This window comes from Microcoleus sp. Pol14D4, assembly GCF_036701245.1.
Lineage (GTDB): Bacteria > Cyanobacteriota > Cyanobacteriia > Cyanobacteriales > Microcoleaceae > Microcoleus.
Genome location: NZ_JAUBQM010000021.1, coordinates 36,410 through 59,327 on the forward strand (window position 1 = coordinate 36,410; position 22,918 = coordinate 59,327).

19 protein-coding genes are annotated in these 22,918 nt (G+C 47.0%); 6 read left to right on the top strand and 13 right to left on the bottom strand.

The genetic code is table 11. The features are described from left to right. Positions 1 to 143 precede the first annotated feature (143 nt). The 5 genes from QUA33_RS10570 to nfi form a co-directional block, all read right to left on the bottom strand. Positions 144 to 572 carry a hypothetical protein gene (locus QUA33_RS10570; protein WP_333148567.1) on the bottom strand — a complete coding sequence of 143 codons (429 nt, stop codon included), beginning with the start codon at positions 570 to 572 and terminating at the stop codon, positions 144 to 146. Between the two features lie 149 nt (positions 573 to 721). Further along, positions 722 to 2,725, bottom strand: a complete 2,004-nt coding sequence (locus QUA33_RS10575; RefSeq protein ID WP_333148568.1) for an FHA domain-containing protein — start codon at positions 2,723 to 2,725, stop codon at positions 722 to 724. A gap of 105 nt (positions 2,726 to 2,830) precedes the next feature. Next, positions 2,831 to 3,361 (bottom strand): FHA domain-containing protein, encoded by a 531-nt coding sequence (locus QUA33_RS10580; protein WP_333100794.1) that lies wholly within the window; start codon positions 3,359 to 3,361, stop codon positions 2,831 to 2,833. A gap of 472 nt (positions 3,362 to 3,833) precedes the next feature. Further along, positions 3,834 to 4,064, bottom strand: coding sequence for a KGG domain-containing protein (locus tag QUA33_RS10585; protein ID WP_006631632.1), 231 nt, complete (start codon positions 4,062 to 4,064; stop codon positions 3,834 to 3,836). 453 nt (positions 4,065 to 4,517) lie between these two features. Further along, positions 4,518 to 5,171 carry a deoxyribonuclease V gene (gene nfi / locus QUA33_RS10590; RefSeq protein ID WP_333072842.1) on the bottom strand — a complete coding sequence of 218 codons (654 nt, stop codon included), beginning with the start codon at positions 5,169 to 5,171 and terminating at the stop codon, positions 4,518 to 4,520. A 628-nt stretch (positions 5,172 to 5,799) separates the two neighbouring features. Here nfi and QUA33_RS10595 point away from each other — a divergent pair. The 3 genes from QUA33_RS10595 (at position 5,800) to QUA33_RS10605 (ending at position 10,783) form a co-directional block, all read left to right on the top strand. Next, the gene (locus tag QUA33_RS10595; RefSeq protein WP_333100634.1) at positions 5,800 to 6,633 is read left to right on the top strand and encodes a prohibitin family protein; all 834 of its coding nucleotides are present in this window, start codon (positions 5,800 to 5,802) and stop codon (positions 6,631 to 6,633) included. Positions 6,634 to 6,900: 267 nt separating this feature from the next. After that, the gene (locus QUA33_RS10600) at positions 6,901 to 9,912 is read left to right on the top strand and encodes an EAL domain-containing protein (protein WP_445243234.1); all 3,012 of its coding nucleotides are present in this window, start codon (positions 6,901 to 6,903) and stop codon (positions 9,910 to 9,912) included. A 133-nt stretch (positions 9,913 to 10,045) separates the two neighbouring features. Then, positions 10,046 to 10,783, top strand: a complete 738-nt coding sequence (locus tag QUA33_RS10605) for a Uma2 family endonuclease (RefSeq protein ID WP_333148570.1) — start codon at positions 10,046 to 10,048, stop codon at positions 10,781 to 10,783. Positions 10,784 to 10,842: 59 nt separating this feature from the next. Here QUA33_RS10605 and QUA33_RS10610 read toward each other — a convergent pair whose 3' ends face one another. The 3 genes from QUA33_RS10610 to QUA33_RS10620 are packed head-to-tail and all read right to left on the bottom strand — an operon-like array spanning position 10,843 to position 14,889. Beyond that, on the bottom strand, positions 10,843 to 12,330 hold the full coding sequence (locus QUA33_RS10610; RefSeq protein ID WP_333148571.1) for a DUF1802 family protein: 1,488 nt from the start codon (positions 12,328 to 12,330) through the stop codon (positions 10,843 to 10,845). A gap of 1 nt (position 12,331) precedes the next feature. Then, complete coding sequence (locus QUA33_RS10615; protein WP_333148572.1) at positions 12,332 to 14,152, bottom strand: hypothetical protein; 1,821 nt, start codon at positions 14,150 to 14,152, stop codon at positions 12,332 to 12,334. Positions 14,153 to 14,169: 17 nt separating this feature from the next. Continuing rightward, the gene (locus tag QUA33_RS10620) at positions 14,170 to 14,889 is read right to left on the bottom strand and encodes a hypothetical protein (RefSeq protein ID WP_333148573.1); all 720 of its coding nucleotides are present in this window, start codon (positions 14,887 to 14,889) and stop codon (positions 14,170 to 14,172) included. Positions 14,890 to 15,034: 145 nt separating this feature from the next. Between QUA33_RS10620 and QUA33_RS10625 the strand changes: the two genes are divergently transcribed. Both QUA33_RS10625 and QUA33_RS10630 read left to right on the top strand, forming a co-directional pair. Continuing rightward, positions 15,035 to 15,277: a hypothetical protein gene (locus tag QUA33_RS10625; RefSeq protein ID WP_333100629.1), complete on the top strand. Its 243-nt coding sequence runs from the start codon at positions 15,035 to 15,037 to the stop codon at positions 15,275 to 15,277. 29 nt (positions 15,278 to 15,306) lie between these two features. Beyond that, on the top strand, positions 15,307 to 15,786 hold the full coding sequence (locus QUA33_RS10630; RefSeq protein WP_333148574.1) for a rhodanese-like domain-containing protein: 480 nt from the start codon (positions 15,307 to 15,309) through the stop codon (positions 15,784 to 15,786). A gap of 260 nt (positions 15,787 to 16,046) precedes the next feature. On the opposite strand, the gene QUA33_RS10635 is transcribed toward QUA33_RS10630, so the two are convergent. The 5 genes from QUA33_RS10635 to QUA33_RS10655 all read right to left on the bottom strand — a co-directional run bounded on the left by QUA33_RS10635 (position 16,047) and on the right by QUA33_RS10655 (position 20,635). Continuing rightward, positions 16,047 to 16,514 carry an NUDIX domain-containing protein gene (locus QUA33_RS10635; RefSeq protein WP_333148575.1) on the bottom strand — a complete coding sequence of 156 codons (468 nt, stop codon included), beginning with the start codon at positions 16,512 to 16,514 and terminating at the stop codon, positions 16,047 to 16,049. 37 nt (positions 16,515 to 16,551) lie between these two features. Then, on the bottom strand, positions 16,552 to 17,277 hold the full coding sequence (locus tag QUA33_RS10640) for a peptidase (protein WP_333148576.1): 726 nt from the start codon (positions 17,275 to 17,277) through the stop codon (positions 16,552 to 16,554). Between the two features lie 91 nt (positions 17,278 to 17,368). Continuing rightward, a complete protein-coding gene (gene secG / locus QUA33_RS10645; RefSeq protein WP_015175238.1) occupies positions 17,369 to 17,608 on the bottom strand; it encodes a preprotein translocase subunit SecG in 240 nt (79 codons plus the stop codon). Positions 17,609 to 17,935: 327 nt separating this feature from the next. Beyond that, a complete protein-coding gene (gene gpmI, locus QUA33_RS10650) occupies positions 17,936 to 19,534 on the bottom strand; it encodes a 2,3-bisphosphoglycerate-independent phosphoglycerate mutase (protein WP_333148577.1) in 1,599 nt (532 codons plus the stop codon). A 429-nt stretch (positions 19,535 to 19,963) separates the two neighbouring features. Then, positions 19,964 to 20,635, bottom strand: a complete 672-nt coding sequence (locus QUA33_RS10655; RefSeq protein ID WP_333148578.1) for a retropepsin-like aspartic protease — start codon at positions 20,633 to 20,635, stop codon at positions 19,964 to 19,966. Positions 20,636 to 20,864: 229 nt separating this feature from the next. On the opposite strand from QUA33_RS10655, the gene QUA33_RS10660 reads away from it, so the two are divergent. Continuing rightward, positions 20,865 to 22,766 carry a hypothetical protein gene (locus tag QUA33_RS10660; protein WP_333148579.1) on the top strand — a complete coding sequence of 634 codons (1,902 nt, stop codon included), beginning with the start codon at positions 20,865 to 20,867 and terminating at the stop codon, positions 22,764 to 22,766. Positions 22,767 to 22,918: the final 152 nt, after the last annotated feature.

Genomic DNA, 22,918 nt, shown 5'->3' on the forward strand with positions numbered 1-22,918 from the left:
AGGGAGCGCTGAACCTTACTATAAATTCTGTAGGGTGCACAATGCGCACCTTTTATTATTAAAAGTCGCAGATCCCGCCGGAAACGGCAATGCCGTTCCCCTACTGGTGCGTATTGCGCACCTTACTATACTCAAAACTATTCTTAAAACCATTCACCGCCTCGGAAACGCCAGTGGGGAAACAAAATCCGCATCAGTGTTTGCGACGCCAGATAAATAGCCAGCCACACTAAACTATAATGCAAAGCAAAAGCTCCCAAGTCAAAATCTTGTGCAGATATCCCCGGTAAACCGATAACTTTGATTAAAAATAACACAAAAAGTGCTTCCCAAATTCCGGCGAGCAATTGAAATGCACCGGGCCAATCTCGATCCCAGCGGAACTGCTGGATGTATATATATAAAGCATCCCAGCCGAAACCAAAAATCGCGACATACCCTAAAATCCAGAAAAAAATTGAGCCGGATTTGGATGTCATTAAACCTATAAAAAAGGGCAGGGTTACTAAAACGCCTACTGTTGCAAATAGCAATAACCGAGTTTGCCAGCGGCCGAATAAGGTGGGAGTCATGCGATTTTAGATTTTAGATTTTAGATTTTAGATTACATGGCAAAATTGTTCGATTTTTAATTGAGATTTTAGATTTTAGATTGAAAGCAAAGCTAGTTTAAATCTATTAAATCCCCTACATTGCTTGTTGCCGAGCTTCCTCCTTGCAGTTAGTCGGGAGATTTATTGAAAATCCACTTCAACCACTGCACGAACGATCGCCAAACGCTCAATTTCCGCACACCCGGAACTCGGTTGGCGGCCAGACTTTCAACCGAACGCAAGGCGGCGTATTGCAAGCCCAAAAAGCTGTCTACGGGCGCGTAAGGCCCTCCCAAAGTAATCGCGCCTGCTGCGTATACCCGGCCTTCTGTGTTGCTACCAGAAGAATTCCGCAATTCGGGGACTTCAAAATCGTTGTTAACACTCAGCCGCCCCAAACCGTTGAGGGGAAGATTGTATTGAACTACCAAATCGTTTAACAGCGGACTGGTTTTTACCTTAGCGTCCAAACCCGTAGCATCAATAATAAAATCAGCTTCTAACTTAATTTGCCCCTTGAGTTCCTTCTCCTGAATGTACGTCACCGTGCGGTTTTGACTGTCGCGCTCGACTCGCTCGACTTCCCCGAAGGTAATTTGATACCATCCTTGACTTAAGCCTTCTTTGACAATCCGCCGCCAGTCGCTGCGCTGGGCTGTCGTAGTTCCGCCCCAGTCTGTAAGCAACTGCGGGCGAAATTCGGGGGCGGCTTTTTCCAAAAGTACGCGGAGTTCCCCGCCCCAGCAAGCTTTTGGCCAGTTGAAAGGTTGAAATTCGTAGTGATTTTCGACCCTGCGCTGAGCGAGTTTAAATTTGTTACCTTGAGGTTTGGGCGATCGCATCAAATGCAATACTTGAATGTTGCGGTTCCGCTGCCGCGCTTCGTAAATCCGCTGCACCACGCGGGAAGCCACAATTCCCCGGCCTCTAATTAACACGCTGCCGCCGCTGGCCTCCAATTTTTCGTAAACGCCGTCGTGCTTTTCGTAAGCGTTGACAACCGACTCAAAATCCTGGGTTTTTTCGCGGTAAGCTTGCAAGTCGGGCAGAAATTGAATGGCGGGATAGCCGGTGGCTAAGTGTACGTATTTGGCGATTAAAAAAGCGTGCTCGCGGTGATCCGCATCCGATCGAGAATAAGCGATCGCGTACCTGCCGTCATCTGTTTTGCGAATTCCCCGCACTCTACCGTAGCGAAACATCTGATTCCACCCAATTCGATCGACTTCCCTGTCAATAGAATCAAACACATTCCCCGCGCGAGGCGTATAAGTTTCGGCAAAAGTCGGTTCCGCAAACACCTGCCACATCAACTTCAACGACATCCCCAAACGCCCTTTCCGCAATTCCTGCCCAGCTTCCCGCAAAGCATAGGGAGGCCACCCCCAAATGTTGTCTGGACAAGAGTCAGAATTCGATCGCAGGCGTTCCCGCAGCGGAATTTGAGAATTCAGGCACAGGCGCAGGTAGCGGGCGTAAGGCTGCTTTTCCATGCCCAAAACCGCAATTCGATCGATTTTCACGCCGCAAATTCTCAGCAAATCCACCCAAATAAAGCTGCCCAAACCGCCGCCAACGGCAGCCCAATCAACTTCTGTCACAGGGAGTCCCCTAGATTCGAGCGATCGCATTGACACTTGAGAAGCTTGCAAAAATGCGATCGGCGGAAATTCTTCCCTACTACTTGTTTGAGGAAGCTGCAACATTATTGGCTGGCCCAATGCCGGGTCTGGCCCATTGGTCTGCGGGTTAAAGAAAATGTGAAAATTGACCGACGGCGTTTCTGGGGAATTCACAGCAAAAGAAATGCCGATCGCGTAGGGCCCAACTTGCAGCATATCGCCGTTTGCCAGCACGCACCGGGTTTGGCGAACGCCGTTAACAAAAGTACCGTTGCGGCTACCCGTGTCAGTGAGTAAAATACTGTTACCTTCGGTGCCAATCACTGCGTGGAAGCGAGAAACTTGACTGCTGCTGAGGGCAATTCGAGAAACTCGTTTCCCGTTGATTGTGGCGGGCATAGCTTCAAAAATTCGTCCCAAAGCGATGGGTAAGTCGAGTATGGGGGATCGACAATCCCCCGTAGCTGTATCTGTCCAAGTCAGTCGCAGGCGCAAGGGTTGAGAATTCATGATTATTTTTTAAACATCAGCCGTCGGCTTTGAGCTTTCTGCAAAAAAAGATTTTTGAAGTTGAGAGTGTTTAGCGGATAGCCCGATTTTCCCTTTTTTACACTCTCACGGAGAGATGACCACACTCGCCGCCGCCGCCAAAGAAGTACCGCACCACGGACACCCCGCATTCAACTGCGCGTAAGGCGAAATTCGGCTGCATTTGGGACATTGCAAACCATATTTTGAAAGCCCCGTCGGCTGAAAGTTACCAGGTGCGGGAGGTCCAGACAGCAAAACTGTCTGGGGCGCGGCTACCTGCACCTCGGTCACATTCACCACCTCAATTTGCAGTTGGCCTAAATGGATGTGGCTTCCCGATTTCAATTTTGCTTCGCCTCGGGCGAGAATTTTTCCATCTACCAGGGGCGGATTGCTTTCGCGCAAATTCCGCACTGCATACTCCTGCAATTCCTGATTAAAAAATATTTCAACGTGCAGAGCCGATACGCTGGGATGCGAAAATACTATATCGCACTTCGCCGGATCGCGTCCGAGCCTCACGCTTCCCGGATTTTTGCTCGGCTGTCCGTTTTGAATTGTCTGAGTTTGACGCACCCCAGCTTCTGACCATGCTAGAGTGAGCTGGTTTGTCATGATTGTCTAGTTTGCTCAAAAATATAAAAAAATATTAGCTGATTTATTTTGAGGACGGACTTCCTCACCAAAAAACTTAATTAGAATTATTGACGCGGACTCGCTCAAACTTCTGAAAATATTATGTGCAGCACAAAAAGCCCCGACTTCGGGGCTTTTTGTGCTCGCATTGGCTTTTTTTGAGAGACTGGCTCGCGCTTGCCAGCTTTTCTTTCCCACAAAATTATTGACCCCAGTACACCTTTGTTAAAATTTTGCTGTTAAAGATTGAGCAGCGATTACTAAAAACTAATTGCTGTGGGGTTTCCAGATTTGCGAAGGTTTGGGGCGCTAGTGACGAATTTTGGAAGTTGGGCGATGGAACTACCTCGGTAACTTCGATCGCCCAACCTCCTCAAACGTTCACTGTCCTAGTGCTATCTCTCACGCTGCAACTGTGCAATCTTTCATTACAGGGCCAGCCTTGAGAGACTTAAGCTTCGCTCTTGCGGCTTTTCCGACCGCCTTCGCGACCAATTTGAGCCATGTGTTCGCGATTTCTGCTGACAGCTTCGCCGCCTTTTTGACCAGCTTGTCTGGCTTCTTCAGGGGTGAATTCGTGTGCAGTTCCTTTCTCGTGTGCAGCTTTTCCGCCTTTGCTAGCAATTGCGCGCTGTTTTTCTGCATCCATAGAAGCGAATCCGCGTTTGCTTTTCTCAGCCATGACTGTCTCCTTGTTTTTTTCTGATTTTTTAGCTCGATCGCGCCTTCGCCTCCCACTGTCATGGTTACTTCCAGTCAGTGGTGAGATATCCGACGGTAATTTATGAAACCTCATCAGACGAATCTAAGCTTTTGGTTTAACTCGCAGGATGAATCTTTCATAATTTACAAATGTGAACTAAAAATAGTTCACGCCCGGGCACTATAGTTAGAGCCGCCAATGTTTTAAGCTGGTTACTGTCTTTCAATCATTCTATAAACCCCCCCAACTTTTATACCTCTTTCTCAGGTATAGTCATTCTTTAGTTCGCTGGAAGGATGGAACCCAAAGCTGATTGGCAGTAGACTCAGAGGATTTTTCGACTTAACCGCGCCACCTCAAAAATTAAAAGTCCAAAGAGGGATGCTTGTTTGGTCTTTTTACTTTTTTTTTGATGCCTTCCGCGCTTGCCAGTTATCCCGATGTTAGTTGGTCTGCCGATCGAGTTGTTTCTGGTAAGCGATATTTTGGGGCGCAGCGCAGGACGTACTCGATCGCACTTATCAAGTTTACCTTATGACCGATCGAAACATAAATCGGTTTTACTCCTGTTTGCGTCCTTAGCGCTGCTCCTACCGTTGATCCCTCCAGCAGCAAGGGTTGCCAACTGCCGCGGTCGAGTCCGACTTCTAAATGTTCTCCGATAAATCGATTTTTGGCAACTCCGATCGTGGCAATCCCTGTCAAAACCCCCAAATGGCAGGCAAGACCGAACCTGCGGGGATGGGCTAGTCCTTGACCGTCGCACAATATCAAGTCTGGCCTCAAACTGATATTTTCCAAAGCTTCAAGGACTGCCGGTACTTCTCGAAAAGACAGGAAACCCGGAACGTAAGGAAAAGTTGTAGGACTGCGAACCACAGCTTGCTGCTGCAATTGCAAGTCGGGAAAGCTCAGAACTGTTACAGCGGCCTGCGATACGTCGTTTGCACTGTCGTAGCCGACATCTACGCCTGCGACGTATCGAACTGTGTCCAGTTGATTTGTGGTAATTACCTCTGACCGAAGCTGTTCTTGAATGGCGATCGCCTCTTCAACTGTCTGCGGCCAAGGGTGTCGCTGCAACATTTTGATTTTTCTTCAACCGTTCTCATCTAAGCTTAACTTATTTTCAGGCATTTTTAAACTCAGATTTTTATCGTTTGTAGCTATAAATTCCTAGCCTGCCCAAGGAGTCTTTTTTTCTACTCAGGAGGGTTGAGAAATGCGGGCTGATGCCAATTCTACCAATAGAGTCTGTAGGTCGGAGAGTGAAATTCTATCTTTCGCTTGTGCTGGAACCAACCCCCAAAGGTTTTATCGGCACGCGCCTCCAATTTTCTACTCAAAATTTACAAAAAATACCTATTTGATGCCGATCTTTTAGCTTTCTAGAAAGCTTTTTCTTTCCGATCGCCATTTTATTCGTTGTCTGAGAGCGCGCGAGCTATTTATTTACTTCTTCTTTATCTAATTTTATCCTCATTGTCAAGATACTTGAAACATTTATTCATTAATAATCTCACCCAGCTACAAGTGCCATTGTTCATCCCCGCTCATCGAGCTAAGAGGTCCCCAGACCCTCGCAAATATATGACTTTTATGAAAAAAAATCAATGAATTTATGAGTTGTTTCACCCTTAACATGAAGTTATAATCTTAGATAATATCGGATAGAAAACTAACATCAAGTAACACAACATTGGTGAATAAACATATGAAAACCATGCAAAATGTTCAGTATAACCTAGCTCTCTACATCGTCGGTGGCATCGTCTTCATCATCGCCGCCTTAATTTTAAGACCTTTTGCCCTCGTCGGCGCAGGGGAACGCGGCGTCGTGATGCGCTTCGGCAAAGTTCAAGACGCGATTTTAGATGAAGGCATCCACCCAATTTTACCGATCGTCACCTCTGTAAAAACTATCAGCGTGCGCGTACAAAAAACAGATTTGAAAGCAGATGCAGCATCCAAAGATTTGCAAAGCATTACTACAGATTTGGCAGTCAACTGGAATGTTGACCCCGCCAAAGTAAATCAAATTTTCCAACAAGTGGGAGACGAAGAACAAATTGTTACCAGCATTCTGAGTCCGGCAATTTCGGAAGTTCTCAAAGCAGCAACTTCTAAAAAAACCGCAGAAGAAATTATCACTAAGCGCACGGAACTAAAAACAGAAATCGACAACAGCCTCAAAAAGCGCTTGGAGCCTTACGGCGTCATTGTCAGAGATGTTTCGTTAATAAATTTTGGCTTTTCTCCAGAATTTAGCAAAGCCATCGAATCCAAACAAATAGCCGAACAAGAAGCTAAACAAGCAGAATTTACAGTTAAAAAAGCCACCCAAGATGCTCAAGCGGAAATTAACCGTGCTAAAGGTAAAGCTGAAGCTCAACGCTTGCAGCGGCAAACATTAACAGCCGAAATTTTGCAGCAGCAAGCAATTGAAAAATGGAACGGCCAGTTTCCGACAGTAATGGGAGGAGGCGGAACTTTGCCATTAATTAATATTGCGCCGCCGAGTTCTCAAGCTGCAACTCCTGCTAAATAAGCTGCAGCAGATCGTGATTGCCAGGGCGCGGGGAGAAGGGAAGAGGGGGAGAGAGTCTGAGGGGGAGAAGAATAGAGGGTTTTGCACTGCGGATGTGAAGATGTGCTTTTTTAAATGCCCAACAGCAAGGGTAGAAAATACCAAGCAACTAAGGTGAAATCCCGCTTACTTAAATGCCCAGATACAATTTACGTTGCGCGAGTCCTGAAAAACGTTACAGTAAGAAACAACTCGGAAATTGTAAAGGTTTGCTTGAAAGTTCGGCTGATGGGAGATCGGGAGAACCAGTCAATTTCTAATTTAGGTGAAGTGGGGGATGTCGGCGATCGCCATACTGCGTCAGAAGACCTGTGGCTACGCGATCGAGCTTTGGCAGCTACTAGCAGCGGCATTGTTATTGCTGACGCCAATGCACCCGACTGTCCCATAATTTATTGCAATCCGGCCTTTGAACGGATGACAGGTTACTGCGCCGATGAAATCTTGGGGCGCAATTGCCGATTTTTGCAAGGCCCGGATACCGATCGAACTACCGTAGCTAAGATCCGCGAGGCCTTGCGCCAAGGTCGAGAAATCCAGACAACAATCAAAAATTACCGCAAAGACGGCACTCCTTTTTGGAGCAAATTGTCGCTATCTCCCGTGCGAGACGACAGCGCTAATTTGACTCATTTCGTAGGGATTCAGTCGGACTTGTCGGAACGCATCTGTGAAGTGCACGAAGCATTGCAGCAAGCTAACGACCAACTGCAGACGATTTTGGAAGCAGTTCCGGGAACAGTATCTTGGATTAGCTCGGATTTGCGCTATTTGGGGGTTAACCAGCACTTAGCCAAACTGCATGGTTTGCGGCCGTCGGCTTTTGTCGGTCAAGATATTGGTTTTCTGGGCGCTAGCTCGGATTTTAACTCTTTTGTGGTGGAGTTTTTTGGCAGCGACGCTACGGAAGCGGTTAAAGAACTCAACGTTAAGGTACAAACCGAGGCGGGAGAGTCGGAAGGATACTATTTGATTGTGGCTCAAAAGTACGATCGCGGCAAAGCAGCTTGTCTGGTAGGGATTGACATTACCGAGCGCAAGCGGGCAGAAGAAGCTCTGGTGCTGACTCGCAAGGCGGTGGAAAGTTCGAGTGACGCGATCGGCATCAGCGATGCGAACGGCACTCACATTTATCAAAATCAAGCGTTTTCTCAGCTATTTGAATGGGACACCGCAGAGGAATTTAAACTAGCCGGAGGTATATCGGCAGTTTTTGCTGACGCCCCAGTCGCCAGGGAGGTACTCGACACGATCGCCCAGGGTTATTCTTGGTGTGGTGAAATTACCAACCGCACTAAAAGCGGTAAAACTTTGCAAGTGTTGCTGCGGGCCGATGCTATTAAAGACCGCACGGGGAAAATTGTCGGTCTGATTTACATGAATACCGATATTACCGACCAAAAGCGCACGGAACAAGAGCTGCGGCAAAGCGAGAAGCGCTTTCGATCGTTGATTGAAAATGCTAGAGACATTATTGTGATTCTCGACGAGAAAGGCTTTTGCCGCTACGTATCTCCTTCCCTAGAGAGGATTTTGGGCTACCCGACGGGGGAAGTCCTCGGCAGATCTATATTTGACTTGATTCACCCTGACGAATTGCTAATAGTGGATCAAGTGTTCAAAGGTGTCATGCAAAAGCCGAGAGTTAGCCAGGGAATGGCGGAATACCGCGTGAAACACAAGGACGGTTCGTGGTGCGTGTTGGAAGCGGTGGCGACGAATTTGCTCAACGAACCTTCGGTGCGGGGAATTGTGGTTAACTGTCACGACGTGACTGAGCGCAAGATGGCTGAAGAACAATTGTTGCACGATGCTTTGCACGATGCGCTGACAGAGTTACCGAACCGTGCTTTGTTGACTGACAGGTTGGGCCAAGCTTTTGCCCGCGCCCAACGGCATCCGACCTATCAGTTTGCGGTGCTGTTTCTGGATTTGGACAGGTTTAAGGTGATTAATGACAGTCAGGGACACCGCATGGGCGATCGGCTTTTGGTCGCTGTGGCTCGCCGTCTCTTGACTTGTTTGCGGCCGGGCGATACGGTGGCTCGTCTGGGGGGAGATGAGTTTGTGATTTTGCTGGATGAAATTCACGGTGTTGATGAGGCGATCGCCCAAGCAAAGGAAATTCTCAAAACAATCGAACGACCGCTTTATTTGGACGGTAATAAAGTTTTAATTACTGCTAGCATCGGCATTGCTTTGAGTACCAACAAATATCAGTGGCCGGGAGATATTTTGCGCGATGCTGATATTGCGATGTACCGCGCCAAAGCTCTCGGTAAAGCTCGCTACGAAGTTTTTACCAGTGCGATGCACACTCAAGCTGTGGCTTTGATGCACTTGGAACACGATTTGCGGGAGTCGGTTGAAGAACTAAATTTGAAATATTCCATAGTGGATTTCGCCTGTGGGACGGCGGCGGAAAACTCGCCGATGAGTGAAACGGATCGGAGATTGGAGCGTCCGAAGTCGCCATTGCCTACTTTAAAATTGGAATGTCCTTTTACTGTTTATTATCAGCCGATCGTTTGTTTAAAAAGCGGTTCAGTTATCGGATTTGAGGCGCTGGTGCGCTGGCTGCACCCGGAAAGGGGTTTAGTTTCCCCCATGGAATTTATTGCGATGGCGGAGGAAACGGGGTTAATTACGCCTTTGGGTTTGTGGGTTTTGAACGAAAGCTGCCGCCAAATTATTAAGTGGAAGAGTTTGAATTTACCTGTGGGAAATTCGCCGCTGACAGTCGCAGTAAATCTTTCCGGGAGGCAGTTTGCGGAACCGGAATCCATCGAACAAATTAAGCAAGTTTTGCAGGAAACGGGTGTTGATGCTCGCTGTTTGAAGTTGGAGATTACTGAGACTGTGGTGATGGAAGATGGGGAAGCGGCGGCGGCGATGCTTTCGCAGTTGAGAGATTTGGGTATCGGGCTGTGTATTGATGATTTCGGCACTGGTTATTCGTCTCTGAGTTATTTGCACAAGTTCCCGATTAATATTTTGAAGGTCGATCGCTCTTTTGTTACCCGCATCGGGGAAATGGGCGAAAATTTGGAAATTGTGCGGGCGATCGTCATGCTGGCCCGCAGTTTGGGCATGGAGGTAGTGGCCGAAGGTGTTGAAACCGCCGTCCAATTGGCTCAAATGCGGGCGATCGGCTGCGAGTACGGTCAGGGATACTTTTTCTCTAAACCTCTCGACAGTGAGGCAGCTACAGCCTTGTTGAGGCGATCGCCCAAATGGTGAACTGAACCAAATTTTTAACCGGATCAAATTGCTTGATTGTCAATAAGGGCGATCGATCTTTTCGTACTCAATGCCTTGGGTGTTAAAATCAAAATTTAGTATAATAGAAAACTATCGAGATAGGTAAAAATATATGTCTCAATCTATTGTGCCAGCAGTCGAAGAAAAACAGCTCGATACTTCGCCGACCTTAACTTTTGAAGAATACCGATTTTATCAAGGCAAGGACGATGTAAAATACGAATTGTACAAAGGCAAATTAATCCCGATGCCAACAGCCACAATTTTACCTATCAAAATTTGCGAATATTTAGTTTACCAATTGCAGCGTTACCTAGCTGAACACAATCTCGACTTAGTAGTGAAAACGGGTCTGGGAGTGAGAACAGATGAAGATAAATCTCGGATTCCCGATGTAGTTGTCTGCACTCAAAGTCTTTTGGAACAAGCTGCTGCTAGACCCGGTGCAGGTATCCTCGATTGTGAGGAAAAGCCACTGTTAGTGGTAGAGGTGGTGAGCGAAAATCGCCGTGCAGATTACGTGATTAAACGCGGAGAGTACGAATTAGCGAATGTGCCAGAATATTGCATTGTAGATCCGAAAAGTGGCAAGCAAAAAATCCGGCTTTTTGCATTGATTGAAGGTGAAGATGGTTACACGTATACAGATTTCTTACCTGGTGAGGAAATGGAATCGGTAGTATTTCCCAATCTGAGATTATCTGTCAATGAAATTTTAGATCCGCCATTGGTGGAAGGGTTAATTAAGGCAGAACAAGCTCAATTGCAGCAATTACAAACAGTCGAACAACGCGCTGAAAGATTGGCGGCGAGGTTGCGGGAATTGGGCGTAGATCCTGATGCTGTGTAGGAAATTGGATGAAGTACGTGAAGCGAAGATATCCCGCAGGGAATCGCCCTTGACGTATCTTAATCATCTAGCGGCAAGTCGCGCAGGAAATAAAAGCGATCGCTCCGCCACTCCTCTCCTTGAATTCGCCCTAAGTAACCCGTCAATGGTGAGGAAAGCTCTATTAAAATTTCGTGCATTTCTTTAAGCTTCAATGGCTGAGGTGGATTTGGATTAGCATAATATGCCCCATCAATAGCATCAACTCCAACATTTTCAACCCCTCTGATTTCTAGACGATTTTTCACGATTTTGACAAGGTGCGATCGCACTTTAAGCTTTTCCCGCACATCGTCAATATAGCGATTAACCTTAACATCGGCTTCCTCACCAAACGGCTGTTGTTCCAAACAAGGTTTTAACTGTAATAAATCGATCGAACCTGGTTGCTTAGCTTTCAGTTCAACCAGCTTTTGCAATGTTTCAGGGCGAATTACGTTCATTTTACTACCAATAGCTGCTTGATTAGCTGGATTAGTTAAAAGCCCAGCCGCCAAAATAATTTTAATCGATCGATCGAACTTATCTTGACCCAAGTGAGTCAAGCCTAAATGAACCAATTGAGCGGTGACACTATTAGGTACACTTTCATATTTGCTAGCTTTGCACTCTCCCGCTACTGGATATGGAGTCTCGCAATAAAAGTCTAAACCACCAGCGCCGCCTGTTGATTCTGGATTGAGACTAGCTTTCGGATTGGTATTAGAATTAGCAAATCCTAGCTTGATAAAACTTTTGCGGACTAACTTTTCAAATGTATTACCATCGCTAGAGTTTCCGATTTGTGCGATCGCACTTATCCATGCTAAATCTCGGTCTGGTTTTGCTGTTGGTGAATTTTCAGACCAACCTAGAAATATTTTGATATCATCGTTGAGCTGATTGGCAGCTAAGTTGCTACTACCAATTTCCTCAACTTGCAACTGCAAAGCTTCTAAATATTTATAAGGATAGACTTCTCCCGCCACCAAGAGAGCTTTACGCTGATAAAAACTAGCTTCAGAAATCACCGGAGTATCAATCTCGCTATTCATTGCCATCACATCGTCGCGCTGCGGCCAATAGAAGGCTCCTGACTCTGTTTGCACATTGACTACGCAAGAATTAGACAGGCGATAAATTCGTAAAATCAATAGCTTAAGAACTTGGTATTTTTCAAAAATATGTTCCAAAGCTTCCAATTTCCAAACTGTTGACTGTGCAATTTTCTCTAAAAGGTATTTTTGCTGTGGATTAATCCGCCAATGATATTCACAACGCGCCCAGACTTTAATCTGAATAGGATATGTTTGAAGTTCAGCAAATGCACTTTCAGCCTTCGTCAAATATTGAGTCTGATAGTATCGATCGAGGCTAAGATTATCAGGAAGGTGTTGACTGGGATAGAGCCAGAGTACCTCACCTTCTCTGATATTTTGCCTGAATGGTACAGCAATTAGCCTGCCTAATGTTAGCAGGTCAACATCACAAGCTGGTAATTGAATACCCTTAATAATTCCAAGATTCATATTAAGTAGGAGCGCTTAGAATTTCACAAAGTAGTGGATTTTTAGCAGCCAGGTTTAATTCTTGAACGAAGTCAATCACTTCCTGCTTAGTAAACCCGTAGTTCTCAGCCTCCTCGTAAATTTGATGAAGTGCTGCTAAAGGCTTGATCTCATCCTTCTTTAGAACAACAACTTCACCTCCTTGTTCCTGTACAAGTTTTTCTTCAAGCTGTTTGCCTTTCTTCCAACTGAGGGGAACGGGTGTTGAGCGGACTAAGCAACCACGAGTAATGTTATGTTTGGCATATTTCAACAGTCGTTGCATTACTGCATTGAATGTCATGCCAGTCAAAGTTTCGGAAACTCTGACTCCAATTCTTACTGTTTTTTGTTGAAGAGAATCGTGACCCTCAATAATCAAATGTAGATCGTGACCTGCCTGCTTAATATGTGTAACCGAAGTAATTATTACATTTTCTGTTCCATCTTTAGGAATCATTGCCATTGTAGAGGCAATAATACCAGCTAACTGGTCATCGTTTGCATCGGGTACGGAAACACGACTCAAGAGTTCATTATAAGCATCCAGAAACTCTTGCCGTTTATTGTCGTTCGGGTCTATGGTTGAAGTACCGGGAGCTACAATTTCCACTGAATCAAATTGTTCAGCACACCATTTCATCAAGTTTCGCACACTAGCAGCTTTATTTGCAATACCTCTGATTTCGTTAGCATCGAAAGGATATAAATTCGGATAATCATCAGAATTTAGACTGTTTTGGCTGTGAAACCAAGCTAGCCTCAATTTAACAAGCTCTAACATCTGATCGGCAGTCGGTGGGTTTGTAGTTACAGACCGTTGTCCTACACGATCGGGTATGCCACTTCCCATTTGTTCAATTTCCCTCCATCTGTCGCTAATAACGCAACAGAGGAGAAGTACGTTGCTACATTGAAAGTAAATTCTATCTATGCAGCTAGCTACTATTTGAGCTCCGCTATCTCCGCAGTCATTACTCCCACTAGGATTGTCTAATTGATCGAAACAAATCAATACTGGTCGTGATGAAACTCCAGCAAGCTTACATATCTGCTCTATGAACCAAATAGACTTGGCATCTTGTTCTTGCTGCGAAAACTCTGGTAAACCCCTTTGCTTGGTTTCAGGATGATCTATACCTTGAATCCAAGCCATACCAACTTGAGCGATTGGAGCCGATCTAAATATGAGAAATAAAACGGCTTTCAAAAAATTAAAGTCAAGGTCATGTTGAGATTCTAAGATTGCTTCGATTACCTCATCAATAAATTCATATCTTTGAGGTGGGTTGAGATTTTGAATGAGGTATTTCCTTAATTCTTCAGGATGATTGCATTTTTCAAGATAGGGCTGGTATTTTTCTTCAAATTCTGTTCCCTTAAGAGTCGCAATCATAGACGCAGCAAGTTGCTGCCATTGCGTTACTCCTCTGACATCTTGGTGCTTAAAGCTGAGTGAAAGGTAGAATCGTACATGGGAGTCAATTCGACTAGCGTTAGTAAATTGAGGGATGTAGGCAAATACAGCTCCGCCCTCACGCTCAATAGTTTTCCATATCCGGTGGATTGTATGACTTTTGCCTGTGCCTCTATCACCTTTGACTGCAATCCCGATTTTATCAGAATATTTTTGGCGGACTTCAGAAATTGCTTTATAGATTGTTTGGTCAACCTGTTGGTTGAGGTCAGGGAGATCAGTTACGACTTCACCCCAAACCTCATCCGCGCTTACGATGGGTTTCAATTTGAAAGGATTCGGCTGTTGCTTGCGTGCTTCTTCAAACGGTGTATACGGATCAGTCATTGTTTTCTGCCTCAATCTCAAGATGGTTTGCTAGCGAAAAATAAAAGACCTCTTATGTCATCGCTGATCGAGTCTTGCTTTTGTTCATCAGTTGCTCCACGAGCCTCTCCACTTTGGAGATAAAATAAACGATCGGCCTGCATCTGCATAATCAAGTCTTTGAAATTCTCCCGGCTAACCTGTTCCCCTAGCTCACGGCGCAGATGCCAGATTGGGACAAGTCCCATGTAGTTGTAGCCTTTGTCCAATTTCTCAAATAGGGCAAGGGCTTGGGACTTAAAATCGTCATAGGATGCGATCGTCCCTACCTCTGCCTTCCCTTTCTCAACCCGAACACTTGCTGCACCATCCTGATGCCGAATCCACTTCAACAAAGAATTTCCCAGCCGAGTACCAATTTGAGAACCATCAAACTCAAACAGAGAATCCTTACTTTTCAAGCCTTGCGCTAAAACTTCTTTCCCCTTCGCCGTCAATTCCACCAGCGTCACCCGATTTACCAGCGAATACTCGATCGCCCCAGTCGCCTGCAACTCGCCGAGAACTTCCACATATCTCTGACTCGTCTCATTAGTCCGCACAATCCGCTTAGTCAACTCTCCCTTTTTCACCTTCATCTTCCCGCCGCTCAAATCCCACAAATTCAACAGTACCCGAACTTTCGCCTTCGCATCCCAAAGCGCTTGCTCTTCCGGTGTCAAAGGTTTAGGCACCGCAATTTCATCTTTTTCAGACATAATCTATACCTTTAAATACTTGTTGTTACTATCAAATTTTACCAGAAACGTTGCTGACAAACATTTCAACTTTTCAAAACAATCCCCTGGGAAGCTACACATAACGTATGCAAATTTTATTTAAAAATAATTGGGATTGACTAAAATGCGATCCTTTGATAAAATAAATACCGAATCAAACGAGCGATCGCAGTTCCAATTCTCTGCAGTAAATTGGATAGAAACAATTTTAAGCACAGCCCGCTACCTCCTAGCAACCTCAACAAATGTAGCGATCCCAACCGCAGCTAAAAACCAGCAAATCCGCTTAACTGCGACTTTAGTTCAATGCCTGATTCTGCCTTTAGAAAGACGAATTCAACCTAAACATCTTGTTACATTGCAATAGCAATCAAAACATTGAACAACATTTTACCCATGAAAACTATTCCCGACCAAATTTCCAACATCAAAGAAAAACTTCCCGACGTTACTCCCACCCCTCCTGGTTTAAAAGCTCAAGCATCTAGCCACGACCTCAAAGCTCGTTTAGATTGGGGCGAACCCGGACTCACAATCATCGACGCTCGTGACTTTGAAAGCTTCACCAAAAGCCACATTACCGGCGCCGTAATGATGCCAATGAATGAATTAGTCGATCGAGCACAATCGAGTTTAGAACCCATCCGCGACATCTACATTTACGGTGAAAACGACGAACAAACCGCCGAAGCTGCCAATCTCCTCCGCGCAGCAGGCTTTAGAAAAGTAGCCGAACTAAAAGGCGGAATTCCTGCTTGGAAAGCCATCGACGGCCCCATCGACGGCGCTGCCGAACACGATACTCCCGGCCCCGACGCCTACAACGTTTTCTCTCGCTTGCAACACCACGCCGAAGCCCAGAAAATCAACAAATAATCACACAGAATACCTAGATACCCTACTTATTGAAGAAGTTGGGTATCTAACAAAATAATTTGTTTGTAGTAAGGAATCGAGCTCTCTCTTAAAGCTTGCAGTCACTAAGCACTAAAGTCCTTACTACAAACTTAATTGCGATCGTATAACCGGACTAGATATTAACATTCGCGGACGCAAAAAGTGCTTTAACAGGCTACTTATAGCGTAAAGTGAACAATGCACATCCTACATAAACAAGTGTGTATATCCAAGACTGATTAACACTCCTTCCTCGCGTCCAAAAATGCTTTGACTTCCCTTAAAACTTGCCGATTCCCATCAAAAGTAATCAGATTAACTGCATCCTCAAATGAACCCCATGCCGAATTTTGAACTTCCTCTACTTGCAAGTGAACTTCCATGGAATTTACAAAAGCCAAAAAATAAGTAACAGTCTTTTCAATTGATTCCCCTTCTTTGGCAATGGAATAATGTTCCACAGAACTCGGCTTCCCTTCCTTAACAAAGGAATAACGTTCCACAAAACTAGGCTCCTCAAGCACCTCACAATCGCGGATGCCAGTTTCCTCCTCAAACTCCCGCTTCGCCGTTTCTAGCGCCGATTCCCCCGGATTCGCGTGACCTTTAGGAAACGCCCAATGTCCCGCTTGATGTTGAATCAACAAAAACAAACTATCAGTTTCAGTGGCAAAAACTGGCACAATGCCAAAAGCTTCATCTTTCATCTTTTTACTGACAAAATTTTACATATCAAAACTTATATTACCACCCCAACCGAGTCGGCTGTTCATAAACGCGCTTCAAAGTATTAACATCCCTAGCCGAAATAGGCGGAGGGTTTCTCACCTGAGAAAAATAAAGCACATCAGTTTCCATCAAACTGTGGCCCCAAATTCCCAAAGCGTGACCCAACTCGTGCCGCGCCGTCGCCGGAATATACTTACCCACTTGAGTCGGACTCAAATAAACCGAAAACCTATGAGATAGCACAGTTTTATTTCCATCCAGACGGGTATACAATTCATAGGTAGCCTCTCCAGAGCGCGATCGCAAAACTCCTTGACGCAAAGGGGGAGCCCGACGTAAAATCCTAATATCAGCCACCTCCGAACTATCCACCACTTCCAAAGGCAAATAAACCCCCCATTCTCGCACCACCTCCAACACAGCCGCCACCCATTCTTCAGACTTATTAGCATCAACTGGACGCTCAACATAAACCTGAATCGGAAACTTAGACCATAGCAAATGACCGAAATTCGGTGGCTTAACCTGGTCAAAATAATCACCACTATCCGTGGAATCTTGCCAATTGGCCAGCGTTGGCGGCAAAGGGTGAACCTGTGGATGTGGCAAACTATTAGGGAGAGAAGAAAGACTCGCCGCCGGAGTATTAACCTGAGTAAAAATTATCAAGCTAAAACAACATAAAGCCAATCCCAAACCAGCCAGCAATCGAGATTTTACCGTAACTTTCCACAACCGCATTTTTGCAACCGCAGATAGACACAAATAAACGCAGATGAACTTGAGATTATCTGCGTCTATCTGCGTTCATCTGCGGTTAAAAATCCAAATCTTATAACTTAGGCGCCAACCAACCAGCACTCAAAATCACAGTCAAACCCATAAAAACAATAGACAGACCCCAAGTAATCCGGTTCAGACTCGTTTCTGCACTCTTGGCGCTGGTAAACAATTGAGCCTGTCCGCCAATCCCTCCAATGCCATCGCCTTTAGGACTGTGCAGCAACACAAAAACCACAAGTCCTAAAGCAGACAAAGACCAGATAACTTGTAACACAGAAACAATATTCATAATCTGGAGTAATTGGTAATTAGTAATCGGTAATTTATTATCATATCAAATTCGGTCGATCGCACACAATTTATGCAGGGACACTCCAAGAGTCCATTGGTGTCAACTTAAGCCTGAAAGCCTTGATAAATCTCGTTTTTACCTGAGTCCAGATCCCCCTAAATCCCCCTTAAAAAGGGGGACTTTGATCCATTTCCTGTTCCCCCCTTCTTAAAGGGGGCTAGGGGGGATCTAGGCTTAATAGTCAAACAGTATTCTGTGACTGGGTTTGACGTTAAATTGACACGAAGAAGGGCGAAAGCCTTTGTCCCTAGTGCTGCGTTCCTACTACAATCGGACTCGCACAGGAGTGCGGTTGGCGCGAACTTCAAACTCAGCCGATCGAATCATAGAACGTCCCGTCATCTCCGGGGGCTGAGGCAACCTCAACAGCTCCAGAATCGTCGGCGCAATATCCGCCAAACAACCATCCGCCCTCAGAGGAACATCCGTTCCGTGACCCGGAATCTTCCGACCTTCGCCTTCTACCAGAATAAACGGCACCGGGTTAGTAGTGTGAGCCGTCCAGGGATTCCCGTCCTCGTCAAACATCTGCTCAGCATTTCCGTGGTCAGCAATAATAATTGCCGTTCCCCCAGCTTTACTAATGGCGCTCAACAGCCGCCCCAAACATTTATCCACAGTTTCGATCGCACTTATCGTCGCATCCATTCTCCCCGTATGACCAACCATATCCGGGTTAGCGTAGTTAATCACCATAAACGAATAGATGCCTTTTTCCAAAGCCGTCACCACCCCATCCGTCACCAAGTCCGCCGACATCTGGGGCGCCTCATCGTAAGTCGCCACCATCGGGCTCTGCACCAACTCCCGGTGTTCCCCGATAAAAGGCTCTTCCAGACCCCCATTAAAAAAATAAGTCACATGAGCGTACTTTTCAGTTTCCGCCGTCCGCAACTGCTGCAAACCGTGCTTAGAAATCACCTCGCCCAGAATATTGTTCAAATTCTGCGGTTCAAAAGCCACCATTACCGACAGTTTCGGGTCGTACTGAGTAAAAGTCGCAAACGCCAGCGGCTCAATTAACTGCCGTTCAAACCCCTTAAAATCGGGAGATACAAAAGCCTGAGTCAATTCTCTAGCCCTGTCCGGGCGAAAATTGAAGAAAATTACCCCATCGCCGGATGCTACCGCCCCCGGAGAAATCCGAGTCGGAACTGCAAACTCGTCGGTCACTCCTTCAGCATAGGAGGCCTGCAACACATCCACAGCCGATCGACCGTCAGGCGCACCCTCAGTCGTCATTACCTCGTAAGCACGCTGCACCCGATCCCAGCGCTTGTCCCTGTCCATCGCGTAGTAGCGGCCGCTGATGGTCGCAATCCGACCGACCCCTACCTCTGCGATATAACTTTCAATCTTTGTTAGAGCTTCGACACCCTCTTTCGGAGTAGTATCACGACCGTCTGTAATCGCGTGAATGCAAACCTCAGAAATTCCCTGTGCCTTTGCTAATTGCAGCAAACCCTTAATATGACTGAGATGGGAATGAACCCCACCTTCAGAACAAAGACCAGTCAGGTGCAACTTGCCGCCGGTGGCGCGGACTTTCTCGCAAAGCCCAACCAGCGCGCGGTTGTTGAGCAAAGAACCATCTTCCACTGCATCCGAGATCCGCACCAACTCTTGAGGAACCACCCGGCCCGCGCCAAGATTCAAGTGACCAACCTCTGAGTTACCCATTTGCCCGTCTGGCAGCCCTACCGCCCGGCCCGATGTTTTAATCAGAGTTCTGGGATAAGCAGCCCAGAGACTGTCCATCACGGGTGTTTTCGCAGCGGCGATCGCATTTCCGTCTTGTTCTTCACGATAACCCCAGCCGTCTAGAATAATCAGCACTACAGGAGATACAGACGCTTGTGCCATGTGAATACCTTATTTACAATAATTAATTTCTCGATCGTCATGATTTCCGATTTTGCGGAACATCTGCCGCTAATCAGTTTACATACTTTCTCAGCTCCGGCTGAACAAGGCCAACCAAAATTCCCTCAGCCACAGCATTTTGGGAACTTATTTCGACCGGCTTGGCGAATTGTTTAATTGATTGCCTTGGCTTGTACTGTGAATCGTTGTCGGAGACTGTTACCGATCTCACCAACAGCAGCCGTGCTTTTGTGGCCGGATTTCACGGATAGTTTAACCGTCGGTGGCTCTTGAAACACTAAGAACAATACCACACTTGGTTGCATTTTGCTACCGCCTCAACCAATAATTTGAAAAGCCTTGACCGGGCTGCGAATAACTTTATAGGACACGAGTTGAGCAAAAATCGCTTGTCTACTCTGCTCTCTTTCAGCGGATATAAAATTCTACAACATCTTTTTTAATTTTGACATCGTAATTGCCAAAGAAATCGTGACCGAGCAGACCTATTGGCATTTGTCTGGCGATCGCCACTTCGACATTTTGGATCGCAACACCCCCAACCCGAATCGATCGCACTACGCCGATCGGGAACTCGACAACGCTACCGTCAGCGATCCCCGCTCTCACGGTACGCACCGGCCTCACTCCCAGTGCAGTAGCCATCCGCTGAGAAATCAAAGTGCCACTTGCCCCGGTATCGAGAATCATCTCAAAAGTCTTGTTGCCGTTAAATACCACATCAATCACCGGCGTCCCGCCTGCGCGACGCTTGATTTTAGCTTGAAATACCTGTGGATTCCCCCGTGGCTTCGTCGGTTGATTTGCTCGCGGTTTGGCACCAGAATTTGACGGGTTCCAAAACTGAGAGTACAATTCTCCAGTTGTCAATCCCGATCCCGTTATAGTGCGATTCCCTTCGGGATAGCTCCGCTTCACCAGCGGCTGGGAACTCACATCGGGCACCAATGTCATCACCTGGGTTTCTGGCTGATGTGAATGAGAATGTACCTGGCTGCCCCCCACCGATCCCAGACCAACCAAAACGCTCGCACAAACCAAGGTCGATCGCCAAATTGGCTTGAGAATCACTTTTGCCATAATCTAAATACCTTAATTGATTCAATATGTCGAACAACAACCGCCACTGATATCCTAACCCGCTCCCAAAAACCGATCGCCCGATCCCCAGATCGGATCGTCAGGAAAACTTGGCAATTTTCAAGCGATCGCATAACATCGAACACAGATAAACTGATAAACGGCAACAGGCTGTAATTGCAGAGCCTTGTTGGAGATCTTGAAATTAAGCATTTAGGGGCGATCGGCAATGTACAAACTTTTATATTTTGCGACTATAGGACTACTAGCTTTCTCGATCGGAGGATGCGGTGGCGACGAAAGCAGCAACACAGCCAGCCCCAGCCCCAGCCCTAGTGAAGCATCTCCGTCTCCGGCAGCCTCTGCCAGCCCCACTCCAGGAACTCAGACTTTCCAGTCTCCAATAGTAGCCGCCCAGCCTCCAGGGTTAATTCGATCGACCAACCCAGACGAACGAGCAAGACAGGCTCAAACAGGCATCGGCAATAACAAAAACAGGAATCCAACGCTTCCGCTTCAGCCGGTGCCCCAAGGCCCTTTGACAGCCAATCCTTCTCAGTTAGACCCCTTTGGGCCGCTGCCGCCGATCGTAGTTCAAAACCCTCCCGGAGTTGGCGATGTCCCGGGCGGAGTCCCAGCAGGGCCGATGACCGCCAATCCGTTGCCCACACTGCCACAGCGACAGGTGGCAATGATACCTAAACTGCCAGAACTATCCCGCCCCGTCCAAATTGGAGGAACTAAGCTCAGAGGCCCGGCCGCTCCCCAAATCAATCTCAGCCCGACAGCAAGAAACGTTGTCAGCGAATTTAGGACGCTTCAGGCTCTGCTAGACGACACCACACAATATTCTGAGTACCGTACAGATCTGGGTACATTGGTTGATACTATTTACGGAAAAGAAGGACAAAAGAATTCAACCAGACGAGAGTTACTCCTAACTAACCGGCCATTCTTCAGAAGAATACAAAAGACTCTCGATGAATATCGGACAGCCTCAAGTCTGTGGAACCTTTACGGAGATCAATCGCCTGCTGATGCTCTGCGGTGTTCGATAGTGCCGGAAATTGCCGAGGCAATTGAGGTATATCGACCGCCGACAGTAAGAAGGGGGGAACTGTCCTGCGTGACGCGAATCAATTTGCTGCAAGCAGTTTGGCGGCAGGGCAAGAACAGACTTGATGCAGCCCTCCGCGATCAAGACTATGAGGCGCGAACAATCGCAAAAGCGCCTCTTCTGCCAGTTCTATCCGCAACCCCGACAAATCGTGAGCCCGCAGGCGAGAGGGCCCTGGGTCGGGAATTAGCCCGGTTGCCAGAAGTGCCTGGGCTAAGCCCCCCGCCATTAGGGCGCCGCCCAGCGGGATCTCCGTTAATAGCAGCGGGCCCAGGAGATCCTTCTCTGCCGGGAGGCGAAGGCGTGCAAGTTGGCTCCCCGCGCCAAGTTCCCGGACTCAATGCGCCTCAATTGGGCAGTCGCCCTGGACAGCCTGGTTTTCCAGGAGGCGAAGGCGCGCAAATTGGCTCCCCGCGCCAAGTTCCGGGGCTGAATACGCCTCAATTGGGCAGTCGCCCTGGACAGCCTGGTTTCCCAGGAGGCGATGGATCGCAAATTGGCTCGCCCCGCCAAGTTCCGGGGCTGAATACGCCTCAAGTGGGCCGCCGTCCTGCACCCCCGCGCCCGCCCCAGCCAATTGCAGCTAGACCCATAGGAGTGCCGGATCTGCCGGAACTGCCAGTAGACAAGCGCCCGACCCAGTGGAGAGACCCCAATCCCCCACCTCCTCCGCAGATACCAGTAGTTCCTGCACCACCGCCACCGCCTTCTACTGACCTCGCTACAGGCACTGAAGTCAGCGGGGTGGTAAAAGTCGGGAACGAGACGCAAGTGATTGTCAAAGTACCGAATGAACCAACCAGCCGATATGTCAAAGTCGGGCAGCGACTGTCTAACGGGCAAGTGTTGGTGAAGCGGGTGGATATCAAGCCCGGAGCCGATCCGATCGTGATTCTAGAGGAAAACGGCGTTGAGGTTGCCAAAGGTGTTGGCGAAAAACCTGCAAGTCGCCAACAACCCGCCAATGCAGTTATTAGCCGTCTGTCAAATCCGAATAGCTCAGCGCGACGCTGAAAATAGACAGCAAAGTATGAAAAATGCTAAGGGCAAAAACTCTAATTTTTGCCTTTTTGCATTTATGGCTGATATCGAATCTGAAGGTAAAATTAATATAGAGTGAGTTAGTCGCTTCTGGGAAAAAACATTAGGGATTAAAAAATAGAAGA

What these genes read in the sequence shown, in the direction of transcription:
- QUA33_RS10575 (WP_333148568.1), bottom strand. Translation starts at nt 2,725, where the DNA reads ATGAATTCTCAACCCTTGCGCCTGCGACTGACTTGGACAGATACAGCT.
- QUA33_RS10585 (WP_006631632.1), bottom strand. Translation starts at nt 4,064, where the DNA reads ATGGCTGAGAAAAGCAAACGCGGATTCGCTTCTATGGATGCAGAAAAA.
- QUA33_RS10640 (WP_333148576.1), bottom strand. Translation starts at nt 17,277, where the DNA reads ATGCGGTTGTGGAAAGTTACGGTAAAATCTCGATTGCTGGCTGGTTTG.
- QUA33_RS10655 (WP_333148578.1), bottom strand. Translation starts at nt 20,635, where the DNA reads ATGGCAAAAGTGATTCTCAAGCCAATTTGGCGATCGACCTTGGTTTGT.
- QUA33_RS10610 (WP_333148571.1), bottom strand. Translation starts at nt 12,330, where the DNA reads ATGAATCTTGGAATTATTAAGGGTATTCAATTACCAGCTTGTGATGTT.
- QUA33_RS10570 (WP_333148567.1), bottom strand. Translation starts at nt 572, where the DNA reads ATGACTCCCACCTTATTCGGCCGCTGGCAAACTCGGTTATTGCTATTT.
- QUA33_RS10580 (WP_333100794.1), bottom strand. Translation starts at nt 3,361, where the DNA reads ATGACAAACCAGCTCACTCTAGCATGGTCAGAAGCTGGGGTGCGTCAA.
- QUA33_RS10595 (WP_333100634.1), top strand. Translation starts at nt 5,800, where the DNA reads ATGAAAACCATGCAAAATGTTCAGTATAACCTAGCTCTCTACATCGTC.
- QUA33_RS10635 (WP_333148575.1), bottom strand. Translation starts at nt 16,514, where the DNA reads ATGAAAGATGAAGCTTTTGGCATTGTGCCAGTTTTTGCCACTGAAACT.
- QUA33_RS10600 (WP_445243234.1), top strand. Translation starts at nt 6,901, where the DNA reads ATGGGAGATCGGGAGAACCAGTCAATTTCTAATTTAGGTGAAGTGGGG.
- secG (WP_015175238.1), bottom strand. Translation starts at nt 17,608, where the DNA reads ATGAATATTGTTTCTGTGTTACAAGTTATCTGGTCTTTGTCTGCTTTA.
- QUA33_RS10625 (WP_333100629.1), top strand. Translation starts at nt 15,035, where the DNA reads ATGCGATCCTTTGATAAAATAAATACCGAATCAAACGAGCGATCGCAG.
- QUA33_RS10630 (WP_333148574.1), top strand. Translation starts at nt 15,307, where the DNA reads ATGAAAACTATTCCCGACCAAATTTCCAACATCAAAGAAAAACTTCCC.
- QUA33_RS10605 (WP_333148570.1), top strand. Translation starts at nt 10,046, where the DNA reads ATGTCTCAATCTATTGTGCCAGCAGTCGAAGAAAAACAGCTCGATACT.
- gpmI (WP_333148577.1), bottom strand. Translation starts at nt 19,534, where the DNA reads ATGGCACAAGCGTCTGTATCTCCTGTAGTGCTGATTATTCTAGACGGC.
- QUA33_RS10615 (WP_333148572.1), bottom strand. Translation starts at nt 14,152, where the DNA reads ATGACTGATCCGTATACACCGTTTGAAGAAGCACGCAAGCAACAGCCG.
- QUA33_RS10620 (WP_333148573.1), bottom strand. Translation starts at nt 14,889, where the DNA reads ATGTCTGAAAAAGATGAAATTGCGGTGCCTAAACCTTTGACACCGGAA.
- QUA33_RS10660 (WP_333148579.1), top strand. Translation starts at nt 20,865, where the DNA reads ATGTACAAACTTTTATATTTTGCGACTATAGGACTACTAGCTTTCTCG.
- nfi (WP_333072842.1), bottom strand. Translation starts at nt 5,171, where the DNA reads ATGTTGCAGCGACACCCTTGGCCGCAGACAGTTGAAGAGGCGATCGCC.